This is a genomic window from Euzebyales bacterium, assembly GCA_036374135.1.
Lineage (GTDB): Bacteria > Actinomycetota > Nitriliruptoria > Euzebyales > JAHELV01 > JAHELV01.
Genome location: DASUUK010000074.1, coordinates 75,249 through 91,004, shown reverse-complemented (window position 1 = coordinate 91,004; position 15,756 = coordinate 75,249). Strand labels below are relative to the sequence as shown.

17 protein-coding genes and 1 tRNA gene are annotated in these 15,756 nt (G+C 71.4%); 9 read left to right on the top strand and 9 right to left on the bottom strand.

Features of this window, described 5'->3' with window-relative positions:
* The first annotated feature begins 15 nt into the window (after window positions 1–15).
* Window positions 16–92: transfer RNA gene (locus tag VFZ70_12775), tRNA-Met, on the top strand.
* Window positions 93–217: 125 nt separating this feature from the next.
* Here the strand turns inward: VFZ70_12775 and VFZ70_12770 are convergent.
* From VFZ70_12770 to VFZ70_12750, 5 genes are all read right to left on the bottom strand, one after another.
* Window positions 218–1,354 carry a hypothetical protein gene (locus tag VFZ70_12770; protein HEX6256670.1) on the bottom strand — a complete coding sequence of 379 codons (1,137 nt, stop codon included), beginning with the start codon at window positions 1,352–1,354 and terminating at the stop codon, window positions 218–220.
* Between the two features lie 101 nt (window positions 1,355–1,455).
* The gene (locus VFZ70_12765; protein ID HEX6256669.1) at window positions 1,456–2,262 is read right to left on the bottom strand and encodes a methyltransferase domain-containing protein; all 807 of its coding nucleotides are present in this window, start codon (window positions 2,260–2,262) and stop codon (window positions 1,456–1,458) included.
* A gap of 73 nt (window positions 2,263–2,335) precedes the next feature.
* A complete protein-coding gene (locus tag VFZ70_12760) occupies window positions 2,336–3,013 on the bottom strand; it encodes a type 1 glutamine amidotransferase (GenBank protein HEX6256668.1) in 678 nt (225 codons plus the stop codon).
* A gap of 95 nt (window positions 3,014–3,108) precedes the next feature.
* The gene (locus VFZ70_12755; GenBank protein ID HEX6256667.1) at window positions 3,109–3,882 is read right to left on the bottom strand and encodes a glucose 1-dehydrogenase; all 774 of its coding nucleotides are present in this window, start codon (window positions 3,880–3,882) and stop codon (window positions 3,109–3,111) included.
* A gap of 78 nt (window positions 3,883–3,960) precedes the next feature.
* The gene (locus VFZ70_12750; GenBank protein ID HEX6256666.1) at window positions 3,961–4,737 is read right to left on the bottom strand and encodes a GntR family transcriptional regulator; all 777 of its coding nucleotides are present in this window, start codon (window positions 4,735–4,737) and stop codon (window positions 3,961–3,963) included.
* Between the two features lie 275 nt (window positions 4,738–5,012).
* On the opposite strand from VFZ70_12750, the gene VFZ70_12745 reads away from it, so the two are divergent.
* Together VFZ70_12745 and VFZ70_12740 are read left to right on the top strand one after the other, a co-directional pair.
* Complete coding sequence (locus VFZ70_12745) at window positions 5,013–5,909, top strand: hypothetical protein (GenBank protein HEX6256665.1); 897 nt, start codon at window positions 5,013–5,015, stop codon at window positions 5,907–5,909.
* A 31-nt stretch (window positions 5,910–5,940) separates the two neighbouring features.
* Entirely contained in the window at window positions 5,941–7,428 is a 1,488-nt protein-coding gene (locus tag VFZ70_12740; GenBank protein HEX6256664.1) for an aldehyde dehydrogenase family protein, read from the top strand.
* Window positions 7,429–7,609: 181 nt separating this feature from the next.
* Here the strand turns inward: VFZ70_12740 and VFZ70_12735 are convergent, their stop codons facing one another.
* Window positions 7,610–8,161 (bottom strand): hypothetical protein, encoded by a 552-nt coding sequence (locus VFZ70_12735; GenBank protein ID HEX6256663.1) that lies wholly within the window; start codon window positions 8,159–8,161, stop codon window positions 7,610–7,612.
* A gap of 557 nt (window positions 8,162–8,718) precedes the next feature.
* A complete protein-coding gene (locus tag VFZ70_12730; GenBank protein HEX6256662.1) occupies window positions 8,719–9,405 on the bottom strand; it encodes a hypothetical protein in 687 nt (228 codons plus the stop codon).
* Between the two features lie 103 nt (window positions 9,406–9,508).
* Between VFZ70_12730 and VFZ70_12725 the strand changes: the two genes are divergently transcribed.
* The 4 genes from VFZ70_12725 to VFZ70_12710 all read left to right on the top strand — a co-directional run bounded on the left by VFZ70_12725 (window position 9,509) and on the right by VFZ70_12710 (window position 13,358).
* Window positions 9,509–10,195, top strand: a complete 687-nt coding sequence (locus VFZ70_12725) for a metal-dependent transcriptional regulator (protein ID HEX6256661.1) — start codon at window positions 9,509–9,511, stop codon at window positions 10,193–10,195.
* A gap of 152 nt (window positions 10,196–10,347) precedes the next feature.
* Window positions 10,348–11,346, top strand: a complete 999-nt coding sequence (locus VFZ70_12720) for an ABC transporter ATP-binding protein (GenBank protein HEX6256660.1) — start codon at window positions 10,348–10,350, stop codon at window positions 11,344–11,346.
* Window positions 11,347–11,364: 18 nt separating this feature from the next.
* Window positions 11,365–12,996: an ABC transporter permease subunit gene (locus VFZ70_12715; protein ID HEX6256659.1), complete on the top strand. Its 1,632-nt coding sequence runs from the start codon at window positions 11,365–11,367 to the stop codon at window positions 12,994–12,996.
* A gap of 101 nt (window positions 12,997–13,097) precedes the next feature.
* Window positions 13,098–13,358 carry a hypothetical protein gene (locus VFZ70_12710; GenBank protein HEX6256658.1) on the top strand — a complete coding sequence of 87 codons (261 nt, stop codon included), beginning with the start codon at window positions 13,098–13,100 and terminating at the stop codon, window positions 13,356–13,358.
* Between the two features lie 172 nt (window positions 13,359–13,530).
* Here the strand turns inward: VFZ70_12710 and VFZ70_12705 are convergent, their stop codons facing one another.
* Window positions 13,531–13,668: a hypothetical protein gene (locus VFZ70_12705; GenBank protein HEX6256657.1), complete on the bottom strand. Its 138-nt coding sequence runs from the start codon at window positions 13,666–13,668 to the stop codon at window positions 13,531–13,533.
* Window positions 13,665–14,378 (bottom strand): YdcF family protein, encoded by a 714-nt coding sequence (locus tag VFZ70_12700; GenBank protein ID HEX6256656.1) that lies wholly within the window; start codon window positions 14,376–14,378, stop codon window positions 13,665–13,667. The genes VFZ70_12705 and VFZ70_12700 overlap by 4 nt, the downstream gene beginning before the upstream one ends.
* A gap of 65 nt (window positions 14,379–14,443) precedes the next feature.
* Here VFZ70_12700 and VFZ70_12695 point away from each other — a divergent pair, with 65 nt between their 5' ends.
* Window positions 14,444–15,148, top strand: coding sequence for an alpha/beta family hydrolase (locus VFZ70_12695; GenBank protein ID HEX6256655.1), 705 nt, complete (start codon window positions 14,444–14,446; stop codon window positions 15,146–15,148).
* Window positions 15,141–15,746, top strand: a complete 606-nt coding sequence (locus tag VFZ70_12690; GenBank protein HEX6256654.1) for a DUF1684 domain-containing protein — start codon at window positions 15,141–15,143, stop codon at window positions 15,744–15,746. Before VFZ70_12695 ends, VFZ70_12690 begins: the two co-directional genes overlap by 8 nt.
* Window positions 15,747–15,756: the final 10 nt, after the last annotated feature.

Genomic DNA, 15,756 nt, shown 5'->3' with positions numbered 1-15,756 from the left:
TGCTAGGTTTCTGGCCGCGAGGTGGAGCAGTTCGGTAGCTCGCCGGGCTCATAACCCGGAGGTCGCAGGTTCAAATCCTGCCCTCGCAACCACGTTCGAAGGCCCCGCCAATGGCGGGGCCTTTCGCACGCACAGCCGTCGCAGGCACCACGGCCACGCGCCGCCGGGGAGCGCGCCGGCCCGGACATGGCGGCTCCCCGTCCGCGGGATGGTGGGATCAGACGTCGTCGCGCATGCGCACCGGGTCCAGGCCGACCCGTTCGCACCACTCGCGGTAGGCGATGGGTGAGATCTCACTCGGCTTGATCTCGCTCCGCCCGCCCCAGAACACGTTGGTGTAGAGCACCGGAATGCCCGCCTCGGTCAGGTGATCGTCGATCGCGGCCTTGTGTGCCATGACCTGGTCCTTGTCGGTCCCGTGCGACACGCCCATGATGTTGACGTCACCGAACTCGGAACCGCCCTCCCGCCAGTAGGCGTGGGTCATGCAGTGGTGGCGCCCCACCTCGCGGCCGGCGTCGAGCTCCATGCCCTCGGGCACCCGCCAGTGGAACAGCGCGTTGTAGCGGGTGACGCGCGTGCCGTCGCGGTGCTGCTTGTAGTGCTCGAGGAACGTCGAGAACCGGCCGATCACCCGGCGCTCGTTCAGGCTGTCGGCGACGGTGCAGAAATCCTCGATGGTCTCGCCCGCCTCTGCGGCGCGGGGAACCCAGATGTCGTCGCGCAGCTCATGGGGCTCGAACTCGCGCTTGAGTGCCATCAGCACACGCCACTCGCGATCGGTCAGGTCGACGATCTTCGTGTCGAGCACCCGGCCGGGCTCGGGCGTGCGGTCGCCAGGCTCGATGGTGCGACGCCGGACGTGGCCGACGCCCAGCGCGAACAGCCTGCGTGCCGGCAGCAGCTTGAAGGCATCTGCCCCGACCTGGTCCACCAGGTACCGGCAGTGGGCCTGCATGCTGTACGGCCGTGGAACCTTGAGCGTCGTCCACAACCGGTACCGGCTGCCCGGCGTCTCACGATCGGTCGTGCGCAGCACGACGTGGCCGGAGAACGGGTCGTGGGTGAACATGAAGTCGAACGCAGCGCGCAGCCGGTCGGTCGGCACGCTCCACGCGACCAGCGCGCCGGGCGCCAGGCTCGTCGACAGCAGCGTCTGTCGGACGCGCCGGATCGTGCCGGCCTCGAGCATCGCGCGCACGCGTTCGACGACCGTGTCGACCGCGATCCCGGAGGCGTCGGCGATCGCGCGCATCGGATAGCGTCGGAAGCCGGTGATCCGGTCCTCGGACACCGCCAGGATGCGGGCGTTGACGGGATCGTCGACGTGGGATGGGATCGTCGCTGTTGGCATGCCCGCGAGTGTAGGTCGCCACCGCCGACGCTCAGCGGCCGGGGCCGGCCGGCGGATGTGGTCCTCGGTGGTCGCGGTCGGCCGGCCGGCGTGGCCGGTCCTCAGCCGCGTCCGGTGAGCACGAGCATGTCGACGCCAAGTGGCGCCGGGTCGTCGCCGATCCGCGCCACGGCCGCGTCCCGGATCGCCCGGCGCTCGACATCGCCCAGGCCCGACAGGAACGCAGCGTGCTGCGCCATCCCCAACCGCCAGTCCGCCAGCGCCCGCGGATCGTCGAGGCCGGTGTCGACCCGCACGTCGACGACGTCGGGGGCACCGATGCCGGCGACCGCGGCCAGCCGCAGCAGTGCCTCGGGCGTACCGACCCGGGGCTCCGTCGTGGCCTTCAGATGCGCGTACCACCCGGGCCGCTCGTACCCGTGCTCGCTCAGCACCTGTTCGACTGCATGCCACGCGTCGTGCGAGGAGGCCGCACCGGGAAACGAGCTGAAGACGATCGCCCCGCCGTCACGGGTGACGCGCACGGCGTCGGTCAGCATCCGGCCCGGGTCGGTGACGTGGGACAGCGAGCAGTTGCCGGCCACGACGTCGAAGGTGCCGTCGCGGAACGGCAGTGCGCGGCCGTCGGCGCCGACCGCGTGTCGGCCCCTGCGGCCGTCGTGGCCGTCGCGCGCGAGCATCCGGACCGCCACGTCGGCGTCTATGCACCCCGCACCGCGGGCGCGGGCCTCGGCCCCCAGCACGCCGGTGCCGGCGCCGACGTCCAGCACGGTCGCGCCGGCCAACGGCACCGGACACCGGTCGAGCAGCGCAGCTGCCAGGCGCCTGTACACCCGGTGCGGTCCGGCCGCCCACGCCGCGGCAGCCTGCTCGTAGGCGGTGCGCGTGTCACGCTCGAGATCGCTCACGGGCGCGATCCTCCCACGCGGTTCCCGGCGCATCAACGAGTCGCTGGCGCACTCGCCGACACGACCGCGACGGTCACCGCGGCGGATCCACGGCCAGCGCGTCGAGCACGCGGTCGAACAGATCGTGGGCCGCAACGCGGGCCCGGTCGGCGTTGCGGCGCGTCTCGTCGGACAGGCGGTCAGCGTCGACCCCTGTCGCCCGGAGCTTGTCGGCGCCCGACGCGATCCAGCCGTCGATGATCCCGGGGGTCACCTCGGGATGGAACTGCACACCCAGCGCCCGACCCCGCAGCCACGCCTGCACGCCGGACCGCGATCGGGCGAGCACGCTCGCGCCGTCGGGCGGTCGCAGCGCGTCGAAGTGCCACTCCAGCCAGGGCCCGGCCGCGATCAGCCCGGGTGCGCTCGTGTCGATGGTCCGCCAGCCCACCTCCGGCTCGTCCGCCCGGAACACCTGACCGCCGAGTGCACGCGCGAGCGCCTGCGCGCCGAAGCAGACGCCGAAGACCGGCGTGCCGACCTGTTCGGCTTCGCGGAGCAGGTCGAGCTCGGCCGCCAGCCACGGAACCGCGTCGTCGTACGCGGCGTCGGCGGACCCCAGGGGCACGATCAGATCGTGCACGTCTGGTGCGGGCAGTGTGGCGCCGTCCCACACGTCGCACACCTCGACGTCCATCCCACGCCGGGCGGCCGCGTCGCCGAGGTGACCGGGTGGCGCCTCGGCCTCGTGTGCGATGAACAGCGCGCGCACGGTGCGTCAACGTCCGCGACGGAGCACGGTGCCGAGGCCGCCGAGGTCCGACGCCCGGCCGGTCCAGTCGTGCGCGGTGCCGAGCGCCGGCACGGTCACTCCGGCGTGATGTACGCGGCGGTGATGCCGCCGTCGATCAGCAGCGAGGCGCCGGTCATGAACGAGGACTCGTCGCTGGCGAGGAACAGTGCCGCCTTCGCCATCTCCTCCGCCCTGCCGAACCGGCCCATGGGGATGTGGATCAGGCGCCGCTGACGGCGGTCCTCGTCGGCGAGCAGTTCGGACAGCAGCGGTGTCGTGACCGGCCCGGGACACAGCGCGTTGGCGCGGATGCCGGACCGTGCGAACTCCACGGCGATCTCGCGCGTCATCGAGAGCACCCCACCCTTCGCGGCGGTGTAGGCGATCTGCGGGGTGGCGGCCCCCATCCACGACACGAACGACGCCACATTGACGATGACGCCGCCGCCGGCGCGCTGGAGCGCCGGCACGCCGTACTTGCAGCAGAGGAACACGCCCTTGAGGTCGACGTCGACGACGCGATCCCAGACGCCCTCCGCCGTGTCGGTCACCGACCCGTCCGCACCGTCGAAGATGCCGGCGTTGTTGAACAGGACGTCCACCTTGCCGAACAGCTTCTCGCCTTCGGTGTACAGCGCCTCCACGTCGTCCGCGCGGCTGACGTCAGCGGCGACGAAGTGCGCCTCGCCCCCGCGGTCGCTGATCGCGGCGACCGTCGCCTTGCCGGCCTCGACGTCGACGTCCGACACGAGGATGCGAGCGCCCTCCGCCGCGAAGAGCAGCGCCGCAGCCCGGCCGATCCCGCTGCCCGACCCTGTGATGGACGCTACTCGGCCCTGCAGGCGCATGTCCCGTTCCTCGCCGTCATTCGGCTGATGGCCGAAATGCTATGGGAACGGTCCATTGTGCGCGGTCCTGGGCATGAGTCAAGCAAGAAATCCGCGGAGCAGCGCGGCGGTTCCGCTCACGTGCTCCTGCATGTACCGTCGAGCGTCCTCGGGGCGGCTCGTCAGGATCGCGTTCGCGATGGCGGCGTGCTGCTCGTGGGAGCGCTCGATGTTGTGAGGCACGACCGGGATCGCCTCGAGCAGATCCGTCATGCTCATCTGCACGTCGGCGACGGCGGCGATCAGGCTGACCGATCCGCTGAGCTCGGCGATGGCCAGGTGCAGACGCGCGTCGGCCAGGCGATGGCTCTGGCGCGTCGTCGTGGCGGCAACCGCCTCGACGCGGTCGTGCAGCATCGCCTGGGCGTTCTCGTCCTGCTCGCGCCGCGCGGCGGCCTCCGCCGCGCCGGGCTCCAGCACCGAGCGCAGCACCAGGCTGTCCTCGAGCTCGAGGCGGATGTCGGTCTTGTCGGTCGGTGCCGCCGGTGGTTGGGCGTCCTCGGGGCGGTAGGTGATGAAGGTCCCGCCACTGCGACCGCGCCGCGATTCCACGAGGCCGGCGTCGGTCAGTGCGCGGAGCGCTTCACGCAGCGTGACCCGACTGATGCCGAGCCGCTTGGCGAGCGTGCGTTCCGGCGGCAGCCGCTCTCCGGTCGTGACGGCGCCGAGCTTGATGGCCTGCATGATCCGCTGGATCGCTTCTTCGAAGGCGTTGCCGGAGCGGACCGGTCGCAGCACCGCGTCCAGTGATACCGTGCTGGCGGCTGCTTTCTTCGCCGTCGGCTTCGTCGACCGTTCGGTTGCTGAGCTGGCCATCGCATTCCCTTGACATCCAGACCATCGCCCTCAACAGTATGGTCCGTCCATGGACCATCGGAGCCAGCTCATGGCTGTCGGGCATTCGCGCTGGCACCATTGGTTGGGGCGTCTGCCACAGCCATAGTGCCGTGTCATCACGGTCCGCGTCGACGGCGTTCGTCACGGAGCGAGATGTTCAACGGTACGACAACGGACGTTCAGCCGCCGACCGGCGGCCGATCCGCCTTGTAGGAACAACGTCATGAGCGACCGCGCGAACGAGTCCACGAAGCGTGACGACAACGAGGACCGCGCTGCGGAACGCAGGTTGCGCAGGGTCGCAGGACCCGTACGTCGACTACTCGATGCTGGGCACGACCAAGGTCGAGCCGCTGCTGCGGCGCATCCGCAACGCGATGGAGGGCATGGGGATGCCCGTCGAGTCGGCCAAGGGCGAGTGCAACTACGGCCAGAACGAGATCAACTTCCGCTACAGCGACGCGCTGACGATGGCCGACAACCACACCGTCTACAAGAACGCGGCGAAGGAGATCGCGTCGCAGGAGGGTCGGTCGCTGACGTTCATGGCGAAGTTCAACGAGCTCGAGGGCAACTCGTGCCACCTGCACTTCAGCCTCCGCGGTGACGATGGCGAGGCGGTGTTCGCCGACGGGCACGACATGTCGCAGATGTTCCGGCAGTTCGTCGCCGGACAGATCGCCGCGGTGCGTGAGCTGGTGCTGTTCTACGCGCCCAACATCAACAGCCACAAGCGCTACATCGAGGGCAGCTTCGCGCCGACCGTCGCCGCGTGGGGCTTCGACAACCGGACCTGCGCCTTCCGCGTCGTTGGCCACGGGGCGGGCATGCGTGTGGAGAACCGCGTGCCCGGTGGCGACGTCAACCCGTACCTCGCATTCGCCGCCATGATCGCGGCAGGGCTGCGCGGCATCGATGACGAGCTCGAGCTCGAAGACGCCTTCGAGGGCAACGCCTACGAGAGCGACAACGAACGGGTGCCGGACAACCTGCGCGACGCAGCGCAGCTGTTCTCCTCCAGCGACCTGGCACACGATGCGTTCGGCAAAGACGTGGTCGGGCACTACCGCAACATGGCGGGCGTCGAGCTCGCGGCGTTCCGGCGCGTGGTGACCGACTGGGAGCGCTACCGCGGCTTCGAGCGGATGTAGAGCCGACGGAACTTCGGTCGGGACGGTGGTCATGGAGCATTCGCGGAGCCTGGTTCCACGAAGCACGCGGAGGACCGGCTCCGCTGGACTGAGAAGACTGGGTCTGTTCATCGACGGGTCGCGGCGCGCCGCCGCCTCCGGCGACACCCATCACGTCGAGGATCCCGCGACGGGAACGCCGTGGCTCGAGGTCGCGCTGGCCGGACCCGAAGACGTCGATCGGTCGATCGCCGCCGCGGTCGACGCCGCGCCCGGGTGGGGGCGGCGGACCGCATCGGAACGCGCCGCGGTCCTGCGGGACGCGGCGGGGCTGGCACGCGATCGCCACGAGCACCTCGCGCAGATCGAGTCGCGCGACGTCGGCAAGCCGATCGCCGACGCGCGGGCGGAGATGGCGTCGGTCGCCGACGTCTTCGACTACTACGCCGGAGTGATCCGCGGGTTCGGCGGCGAGACGCTGTCCGTCCCGGCGGGCGGGTTCGACTACACCCTGCGCCAGCCGATGGGCGTCGTCGGGCTGATCACGCCGTGGAACTTTCCGGGACTGATCGCCACATGGAATCTCGCCCCGGCGCTGGCGGCCGGGAACGCGGTCGTGCTCAAGCCCGCGCTGCTGACCCCCGCATCGGCGCTCGAGATCGCCGACGTCCTCCACGAGGCCGGCGTGCCCGCAGGAGTCGTCAACGTGCTCCCCGGCCGGGGGAGCACCGTGGGCGAGTCGATCGTGTCGGACGGACGGGTGCGCAAGATCGCCTTCACTGGTTCGACCGAGGTCGGGATCGGCATCCAGCAGCGCGCGGCCGCGTCACTGAAGCGCGTGACGCTCGAGCTCGGTGGCAAGTCGCCCAACGTCATCTTCGCCGACGCCGACCTCGAGGCCGCCGCGACCGCCGGAGCCGCCGCGGTCTTCGGCAACGCCGGCCAGGACTGCTGCGCGCGCAGCCGGGTCATCGTCGCCGACGAGGTCCACGACGAGTTCGTCGAGGCACTCGTCGCCGCGACCGAGGCCATCCGCGTCGGCGACCCGGCCGACGACGACACGCAGATGGGTCCGCTGATCAACGACGACCGGCGCGCGACGGTGCTCGACTACGTGGCGTCCGCCAGGAGCGAGGGCGCGCGGGTCGCGTGCGGTGGCCAGGTGCTCGACCGCCCCGGCTTCTTCATGCGCCCCGCGGTCGTGGTCGACGCGACGGCCGACATGACCGCGGTGCGCGAGGAGATCTTCGGTCCGGTCGTCACGGTGCTGAGGTTCGGCGACGAGGCCGAGGCGGTCGCACTGGCCAACGACACGCCGTACGGCTTGTCGGCGTCGGTGTGGACGCGCGACCTCGGCCGCGCCCACCGCATCGCCCGCGACATCGAGGCCGGCGTGGTGTCGGTCAACAGCAACTCCAGCGTCCACACGGGCGCCCCGTTCGGTGGCTGGAAGCAGTCGGGCTACGGCCGCGAGTTGGGCGTCGAGTCGCTGCGCGCCTACACCGAACTCAAGAACGTCTACGTCGACATCGACCCCTGAGGCCCTCATTGGGGAGGCTCGTCAACGCCGGGCGGCGAACATCGCCCCGCGTCGGCGCGGTGAGGCGAAGGTGGGGAGGCTTGTCAACGCCGGGCGGCAATGGTGTCCCCGCAGCGCACCACGTCCGGTGGTCAGCACCGGATTCGTCAGGGCGCCTACGGGCCCGCCGTCCGCCGGCGGTTCAGCCCAGGCGTTCGCGCCGCGCAGACAGCGCCTGCATGAGCTCTCTGAGGAATCCATCCCAATCGTGCTGGAACCGATCCCATGTGAGCTTCAGCACCAGCCAGTCGCCGCCGAGTGCGATGGCGTTCTCGCGACGCGCGTCCCGGTCGAGCTGTCGCCTCGAGCCATGTGCCACGAATCCGATGCACTCGACCGCGACGCGCTCGGTTGGGAACGCGATGTCGACATGGACGGTGCGTCCGTTCGGCAAATGCACCGGCATGGGTGCCGCGCTTGGCACCAGGCCTGCCTCGGCAAGCCGTTGACGGACGAGCGATTCGAACATCGAGTCGCTGCCGTCGAGCTGGACGTGCCGGAGTACGCGCTCGATCCTCTTCCTGCCGGCCACACGCGGCATCGACGTCAGGCGATCAGCGACATCCGCAAAGTCGATCAGCCGGCACTGGCGCGCATCGAGCGCCAGCGACAGCAGCGCGTCGAAGCCGACGTCGCCCGCATGGGAGATGAGCCAGAAGCACGGGGTGAGCGTGACGATGCCGTCGATCGTCATCCGGTCAGCCGGTGTGACGTGTCGCGACCTTCGGACGAAGCCTGCCTCAACGACCGTCCGCTGAGCGTGCGGGAGCAGCAGGTGCGGTCGTGCGGGTGGCCGCGACTCGAGGCCAAAGAGCCACGCCGCGGATGGGCCGCGGGCCGCCGCGTCACACCGAAGCGCCGTCTGGACGGCGACCAGGTCGGTTTGGTGATCCCACGGGGCGCCGGGCAACAGGACGACACCCGGGTAGGGCCGTCGCCAACCTTCGCGCTCAGCTTTGGCGTCGACGGCCGCCGGTGTCGTGCCGATCAGGGGAGCCCAACGCAGCGCGAAGACGTTGCGGTGTCGTCGCGCGTGTTCATGGAGCCGGGCCGACCAGTGCATGACCGCATGATTGGCGCCACGTGACCGGACGTGCCAGCCGCCCACGATGCGTCTGTGGACGCCCGACGTCGTCGAACCCTGGGGTGGGGACACGGTCGCCGCTGGGCGTTGACAGGTTTCCCCATGGGTGCGCCGCGGCGTCGGAACGGGGAGGCGATCGCCGCTGGGCGTTGACAGGTCTCCCCAGATCAGAGGGCGGAGCGTCGCCCCGTGGGGAGCGGGCCGCGGCGCGCGGCCGTGGCGCGGAAGCCGGCGTACATGATGGCGACCCCGGCGGTCAGTGCGACCGGGACCAACGCATCGAGATCGTTGCGCACGAAGGTCGACGACGAGGCCGCGACGGCCACGCCGAGTGCGATGAGCAGGACGGCGGGGCGCCGTCGCCGCACCGCCGACCAGACGGTGCCGACCAGCACGACCAGCGTCCCGGTCAGCGTGAGTGGTGTGAGGGCGGCGTACGCCGGCTGGCCGCCCAGGACGTCGGCGCCGAGCGGGACGCCACCGTCGGCGGTGGCCGCGCCCAGCGCCGAGGGATCGAAGTGCGAGACCAGCACGGCGACGAGGGCGACCATCACCACCGCCGACGCGACCGCCCACCACCACTGGGCGCGGGCAGGCACGAGCAGGTGCAGTTCCCCCACCGCGAGCAGCGGCACGTTGACCAGCGCGCCGGTGAACCAGTAGATCCCGTACGCGGTCGCGGACCAGCCGATCAGCAGCCCCGCCGCCAGTGCCACCATCCCGATCGCGTACAGCAGCAGTGACGCGCCCCAGGCCAGCGCGTGCGCCCGACGACGTGCGCGGTAGTCGCGCAGCAGCCGCGCCGAGAACGCCCACGCGACGGCCGCACCCACCAGCGCTAGCGTGCCTGCCATCGCGGCGAGCCTAGCGCGGCGGACGACTCCGGCGGCGCCGTGCGCCGGGCACGGCGATGCGATACTTGCTGTGGGTCGGACGACGGGCCGAAGGGATGCATCGATGAGCGATCTGATCGACGCGACGGAGATGTACCTGCGGACCCTCTACGAGCTCGAGGAGGAGGGCATCCGGCCCATCCGTGCGCGGTTGGTCGAGCGGCTGCACCTGTCGGCGCCGGCGGTCAGCGAGACGGTCGCCCGGCTGACCGACGAGGGGCTGATGCATCTGCGCGAGGACCGCACCGTTGAACTGACCGACGAGGGCCGCGCGCGGGCCGTCAGCGTGATGCGCAAGCACCGCCTGGCCGAGCGGCTGCTGGTCGACGTGATCGGTTTGCGCTGGGATCTGGTGCACGCGGAGGCCTGTCGGTGGGAGCACGTGATCTCCGACGAGGTGGAGCAGCGGCTGGTGACCGTGCTCGACGCACCGACCCACGATGCGCACGGCAACCCGATCCCGGGTCTGGGACCGGCCAGCGAACCATCGGACCTGCTGAGCCTGGCGGACGCCGCTGCCGAGGACGCGCCCGTCGTGGTCGATCGCATCTCCGAGCACCTGCAGGCCGATGTGACGGCCATCGCAAGCTTGTTCGAGCAGGGACTGCTCCCTGGCACGCGGCTCATGGCGCACACCGACGGCGACGCGGTGGTCGTCGAGACCGCGGAGGCGACAGTACGTCTGGGCCTGGATGCGGCACGGTTCGTCTACGTCAGGCCCGAGGTCGCCGCGAGCGCCGAGCCCAGGTGACGCGGGGCCGCCCGCGGTCCGGATCGCGACTGGTGCGCGTTCACCGTCCGCGCTAGTGTGGGCCAGGTATGGTTCACCTTAGTTCAGTTGGCAGCGCTCCTGTGCGCGCCACGACCGCCGACGCATCTTCGACCGGTACGGACGTGCGCGTGGTGGACCTCGGTGTCAGTTACGGGTCGAACCGGGTGCTCGACGGCGTCGGTCTGCACGTGCCCGCAGGATCCGTCCTGGCGCTGCTCGGGCCGAGCGGCTGCGGCAAGACCACGCTGCTGCGCAGCATCGCGGGTCTGGTCGAACCAGCCGAGGGCACGATCACGCTGGGTGACCGCGTGGTGGTCGGACCCGGTGCCTTCGTCCCACCGGAGCGCCGCCGCGTCGGCATGGTGTTCCAGGACTGGGCGCTGTTCCCCCACCTGAGCGTCGCCCGCAACGTCGGCTTCGGCCTGTCGCGCGCGGCGCGTCGTGCCGGCGACGTGGAGCGGGCGCTCGAGCTCGTCGGACTGCGCGACTGCGCCGACCGGCTGCCGTCCACATTGTCGGGTGGGCAGCAGCAGCGGGTGGCGCTGGCACGGGCACTCGCGACCCGTCCTGGCGTGCTGTTGCTCGACGAGCCCTTCTCGAACCTCGACGCGACGCTGCGGTCCCAGCTGCGCCGCGAGGTGATCGATCTGCTGCGGGCCGTCGGCACGACCACCGTGTTCGTCACCCACGATCAGGAGGAGGCGTTCCTGCTGGGCGACGAGGTCGCGCTGATGCTCGAGGGTCGCGTCCAGCAGCAGGGCGCGCCGGCGGACCTGTACGAGTCGCCCGGCAACCGCCAGGTCGCGGACTTCGTCGGTGACGCGAACCTGTTGCCCGGCACCGCGGACGGTCAGGTGGCCCGGACCATCATCGGCGACCTCCCGTTGCGTGTGTCCCACCGCGGTGACGTGGCGGTGCTGGTCCGTCCGGAACAGCTGCGCGTCAGCGCCGGTGACGATCTCGCGGTCGAGCGGGTCGAGTACTACGGCCACGATGCCGTGTACGTGCTGGGCGATGACGCCGGCGGTCGCGTGCGCGTGCGGATCCTCGAGCGTCCGACGTTCGCGCGCGGTGACCCCGTGGCGGTCCACTACACCGGTGGCCCGACCCTCGCGTACCCCGCCGCCTGACGGCGGTCCCGTGCGGCCATGACGTCACCGGGGTCGTCCACCGCTGCGCTGGGACCGACCGACGGGTCCGAGGTCGGGAACGGTCGTCCTCCCCGACGTGCGACGCGGCCGCCGTGGCCACTGGTCGCGACCTGTGCGGCGATCAGTCTGGTCTTCGTGCTGCCGTTGGTCGTGGTCGTCGTACGCGCCATCGACGTGGGGCTGCGCTTCGACGCGGACAGCCTGGCGCCGGCGGGCCGCAGCCTGCTGCTGGCGTCGACGGTGGCGGCCGCCACGGCGGTCGTCGGCACGGCCGCCGCGTGGCTCGCCGTGCGCAGCGACCTGCCGGCCCGGCGCCTGTGGGCCGTGCTGTTCGCGCTGCCGCTGGCCATCCCCTCCTACATCGGTGCCTTCTGCCTGCAGGCCGCGTTCGCGACCGGCGGGCTGGTGACACAGGCGCTGTCGCCGCTCGCCACCGTGACGTTCCCGCGCGTCGAGGGGTTCTGGGCCGCCTTCACCGTGCTGACCGCGTTGACCTATCCGTACGTGTACCTGCCCGTCGCCGCACGGCTGCGTGGGATGCCACCGTCCCACGAGGAGTCGGCGCGGTTGCTGGGGTCCGGCCCGCTCGTCACATTCCGACGCCTGGTGCTGCCCCAGGTCGGCGCGGCCGTCGCGGCGGGCTCATTGTTGGTGTTCCTCTACGTGCTCAGCGATTTCGGCGCCGTGCAACTGCTGCGCTACGACACGCTCACGCGGGTGATCTTCGCCAACCAGCTCGACCGGCAGATCGCGCTACCGGCCGCGTTGCAGCTCAGCGCGCTCGCGCTGATCGTCGTCGTCGGCGAGCGTGCCGTCCGCCGGGATCCGCAGGCATCGGCGCACGGTGTCGTCCCGCTGCAGGTGCCCTTGCGCCGATGGCGGGCAGCGGCGGTGATGGCGTCGGGCGCGGTCGTGGGCATCGGGTTGGTCGCGCCGCTGCTCGTGCTCGCCTACTGGGTGCTGCGGGGCCTGACGGCCCAGACCGAGCGCCCCGACCTCGGTGAGCTGGTCCAGCTGACCGCGAACACGGCGGTCGTCAGCCTGTCGGCGGCGGCGGTCGCGGTGCTCGTCGCGCTGCCGTTGGCGTTCCTGGTGGCCCGGTACCGCGGTGTCGCTGCCGCGACCGTGAACGCCGTCGTGGTGCTCGGCTTCGCGGTGCCGGGCCTCGTGCTCGCGCTGGCGCTGGTGACGATCGCTCTGGGCGGCGGAGGGCTGCTCGCGGCGCTGTACCAGACCACGCCACTGTTGATCGTCGCCTACGTCATCCACTTCGGGGCGCAGGCGCTGCGCAGTGTGAGCGTCGGTGTCGCGGCCCTGCCCGACAGCCTCAGTGACGCGGCGCGCCTGCTCGGCGCCCGGCGCCTGCGCCGGCTCCTGACGATCGAACTGCCCCTGGTGCGCCCGTCCGTGATGGCCGGCGGCGGGCTGGTGCTGCTGTCGGTGGCGAAGGAGCTGCCGGCGACGCTCCTGCTGGCGCCGGCAGGATTTGCCACGCTGGCGACGCGCATCTGGAGCGCGACCGAGGACGCGTTCTGGACCGATGCGAGCGTCATGGCGCTCGTCCTGGTGGCCGTCTCGGGCCTGCTGACCTGGCTGCTCGTCGTCAGGCGGGCCGACGGACTCGGTTGAGTCCGGCCCGGCCGGGTGTATCGACCGTTCATGGGCATGACAGGGCATGCATCCCACACGGCTTCACGCGTGTGGAAGACGCCCATCAGCAGGGAGACATCATGAGCATCGGCGGAATCATCAGCGCGATCATTGTCGGTCTGGTCGTCGGTGCCCTCGGGCGCCTGGTCGTCCCGGGCAAGCAGGACATCGCGATCTGGTTGACGATCGTCGTCGGCATCGTGGCGGCGCTCATCGGCTCGGCGATCGCCGGTGCGCTCAGCCTTGGCGGCGTGCTGACGCTGATCATCCAGATCCTGTTGGCGGCGGCCGGGGTCTATCTCATCGCCAACTCGCAGAGCGGCCGCTCGATCGGCCGCTGACCGACCGCGCCAGGCGATGTCCCGCCCGGCGGACCCGGCGGTCGCGGCAGCGCGTGATCCGACCGCGTACCCGGCGATCGCCCGGCGGGTCGGAGCGGCGCGGCTGACGCCCCGGACGACGGCGCGGAGGCCGGCGCCGCCGTCACGACGAACGCGGTGACGTTGCTGGCGGTCAGGATCCGCGCGACGACGTCACCAGTCGTCCGGTGCCCGGCAACACAGCGAACACCGACCCGACGGCGAGCGCGTGCAGCAGTCCGACGCCGATCGCACGCGCGGTGATCCGCTGGGACGCGGCACCCGGTGTCACCGGCCGCTCCCGTCCAGGAGGTTGTCGAGGCGGCGGTAGCCGATGAGCCGGCCGACGCTGACGCCGGCGGTCTCGCGGAGCAGGAACGGCCACTGGCTCTCGCCGCTGACGGCGCTGTACGGGGTTGGTGAGACGGTGGCGTCCAGTCCGACCTCGTCGCCGATCTCACCGATGCGGAACGCATGGAACGGATCCGACACCAGCACCACGCGTGAGATGCTGCGCTCGCGCAGGAAGCGAGCGGTCGACGCCAGCGACTCGTACGACGTCTCGCCGGTCGTCTCCCGCTCTACCGCCGGCCCTGGTACGCCGTGCCTGTGCAGGTACGACGCCGACGCCGACGCCTCGGTGAAGCGGTCGTCCCCACCTGCGCCGCCAGTCACGACCACCAGCGGTGCGACGCCACGATCGTACAGGTCCACGACGTGCCGCAGGCGTCCCTCGAGGACGGGCGATGGCCGGCCGTTGTACTGTGCGGCGCCCAGCACGACGATCGCCTCGGCGGGCTGCGCCTCGTCGCGATGTGCGGCCACCCAGACCTGGGCGAAGGTGATCGCAACGTACAGCAGGACCCCCAGCACGATCATCGTGCCGACGCGGAGCCTGCGGATGCGCATCACCCCAGAGTGAACCGGGCGACGCGCCTTCGCTCGCGGCACCACGGCCACCCGGCCGTCGTCGGCATCGGCCGCACGGCCATGGGCCGTCATCGCGATCCTCCGTCGGACGGATGCGGTTGGCGGCCACGGACAGGGGAGAGGTACGCCGACACACGATGCCACGGTCCATCGAGCTCACGGTCCCCATCACCCCGCCGCAGGCGGTCGGGTCGACGCGGCTGCACGTGTGGGAGCCGCTGACGCAGCCCCGCGACGTCGCCGTCCTGCTGGCGCACGGCGCCGGAAGCGACCTCGGCGAGCGCACGCTCGTGGCGCTGGCGGACGGGCTCGCGGCACGCGGCGTGCGGTCGGCGACCTTCAACTTCTCCTACCGGCAGGCCGGCCGGCGGCCGCCGGACCGCGTTGATCGGCTGCAACGGGCCTTCGCCGACGTGGCCGACGCCGTGGCGGCACGGTACGGCACGCCGATCGTGCTCGGGGGACGCTCGATGGGTGGGCGGGTCGCCAGCCTGCTGGCGGCGGAGGGCCGCGGCGCCGGCATGCTCGCCCTCGGGTACCCGCTGTGTCCCCGGGGAGGTCCGCCCGACGCCCGGCGCACCCGGCACTGGCCGCAGATCGGCGTCCCCGTGCTCTTCGTCCACGGCGACCGCGACCGGCTGTGCCCGGCGGGTCGGCTCGACGACGCGAGGCGCCGGCACCTGCCCGATGGACTGCACCGCGCCCACGTCGTCGCGGGTGCCGACCACGGCTTCGACGTGCGGGTGCGCGATGATCGCAGTCGCAGCGACGTCGACGCCGAGGTGGTCGGCGTCGTCGACCGGTGGCTTCTGGACGTGATCGAGGAGGAGCGTCATGGCTGAGCTGGCGCTGCTGGACTGGCGTCGTCGCGTTGCCGAACTTTATGCCCGGATCCGCGCCAACCGCGACACCGACCCGCTGGCGGCCCACGATGACTGGGCGACGACGCGCGACCGGCTGTTCTCGACGCACGCCGAGACGCCGCTGGACGACCCGGCCCACGCACAGCCGCTGGTCCACGCCGCGTACGACCCTTCGTTCGCGTGGAGCGTCGCGGTCGACACCGACGTCGAACGCCAGCGTTACCCGGTCGCCACCAGCGGCGGTGGCGAGATGGACTTCGTGCGCTTCGGCCGGATCACGCTACCGATCGGCACGCTCGACGTCTTCTGGCTGGACGCATACGGCGGGGGTGTGTTCCTGCCCTTCCGCGACGCGACCGCGGGCGAGACCACGTATGGCGGCGGACGGTACCTGTTGGACACGGTCAAGGGAGCCGACCTGGGATCGACGGCCGACGGGCGGCTGATCGTCGACTTCAACTTCGCGTATCACCCGTCGTGCCACTACTCGCCACGCTGGAGCTGCCCCCTCGCGCCACCGGGCAACGGGTTGGACGCTCCCGTGCCCGTGGGCGAGTTGCTGTACCCGGGCGCGTGAGGGGTGGCGG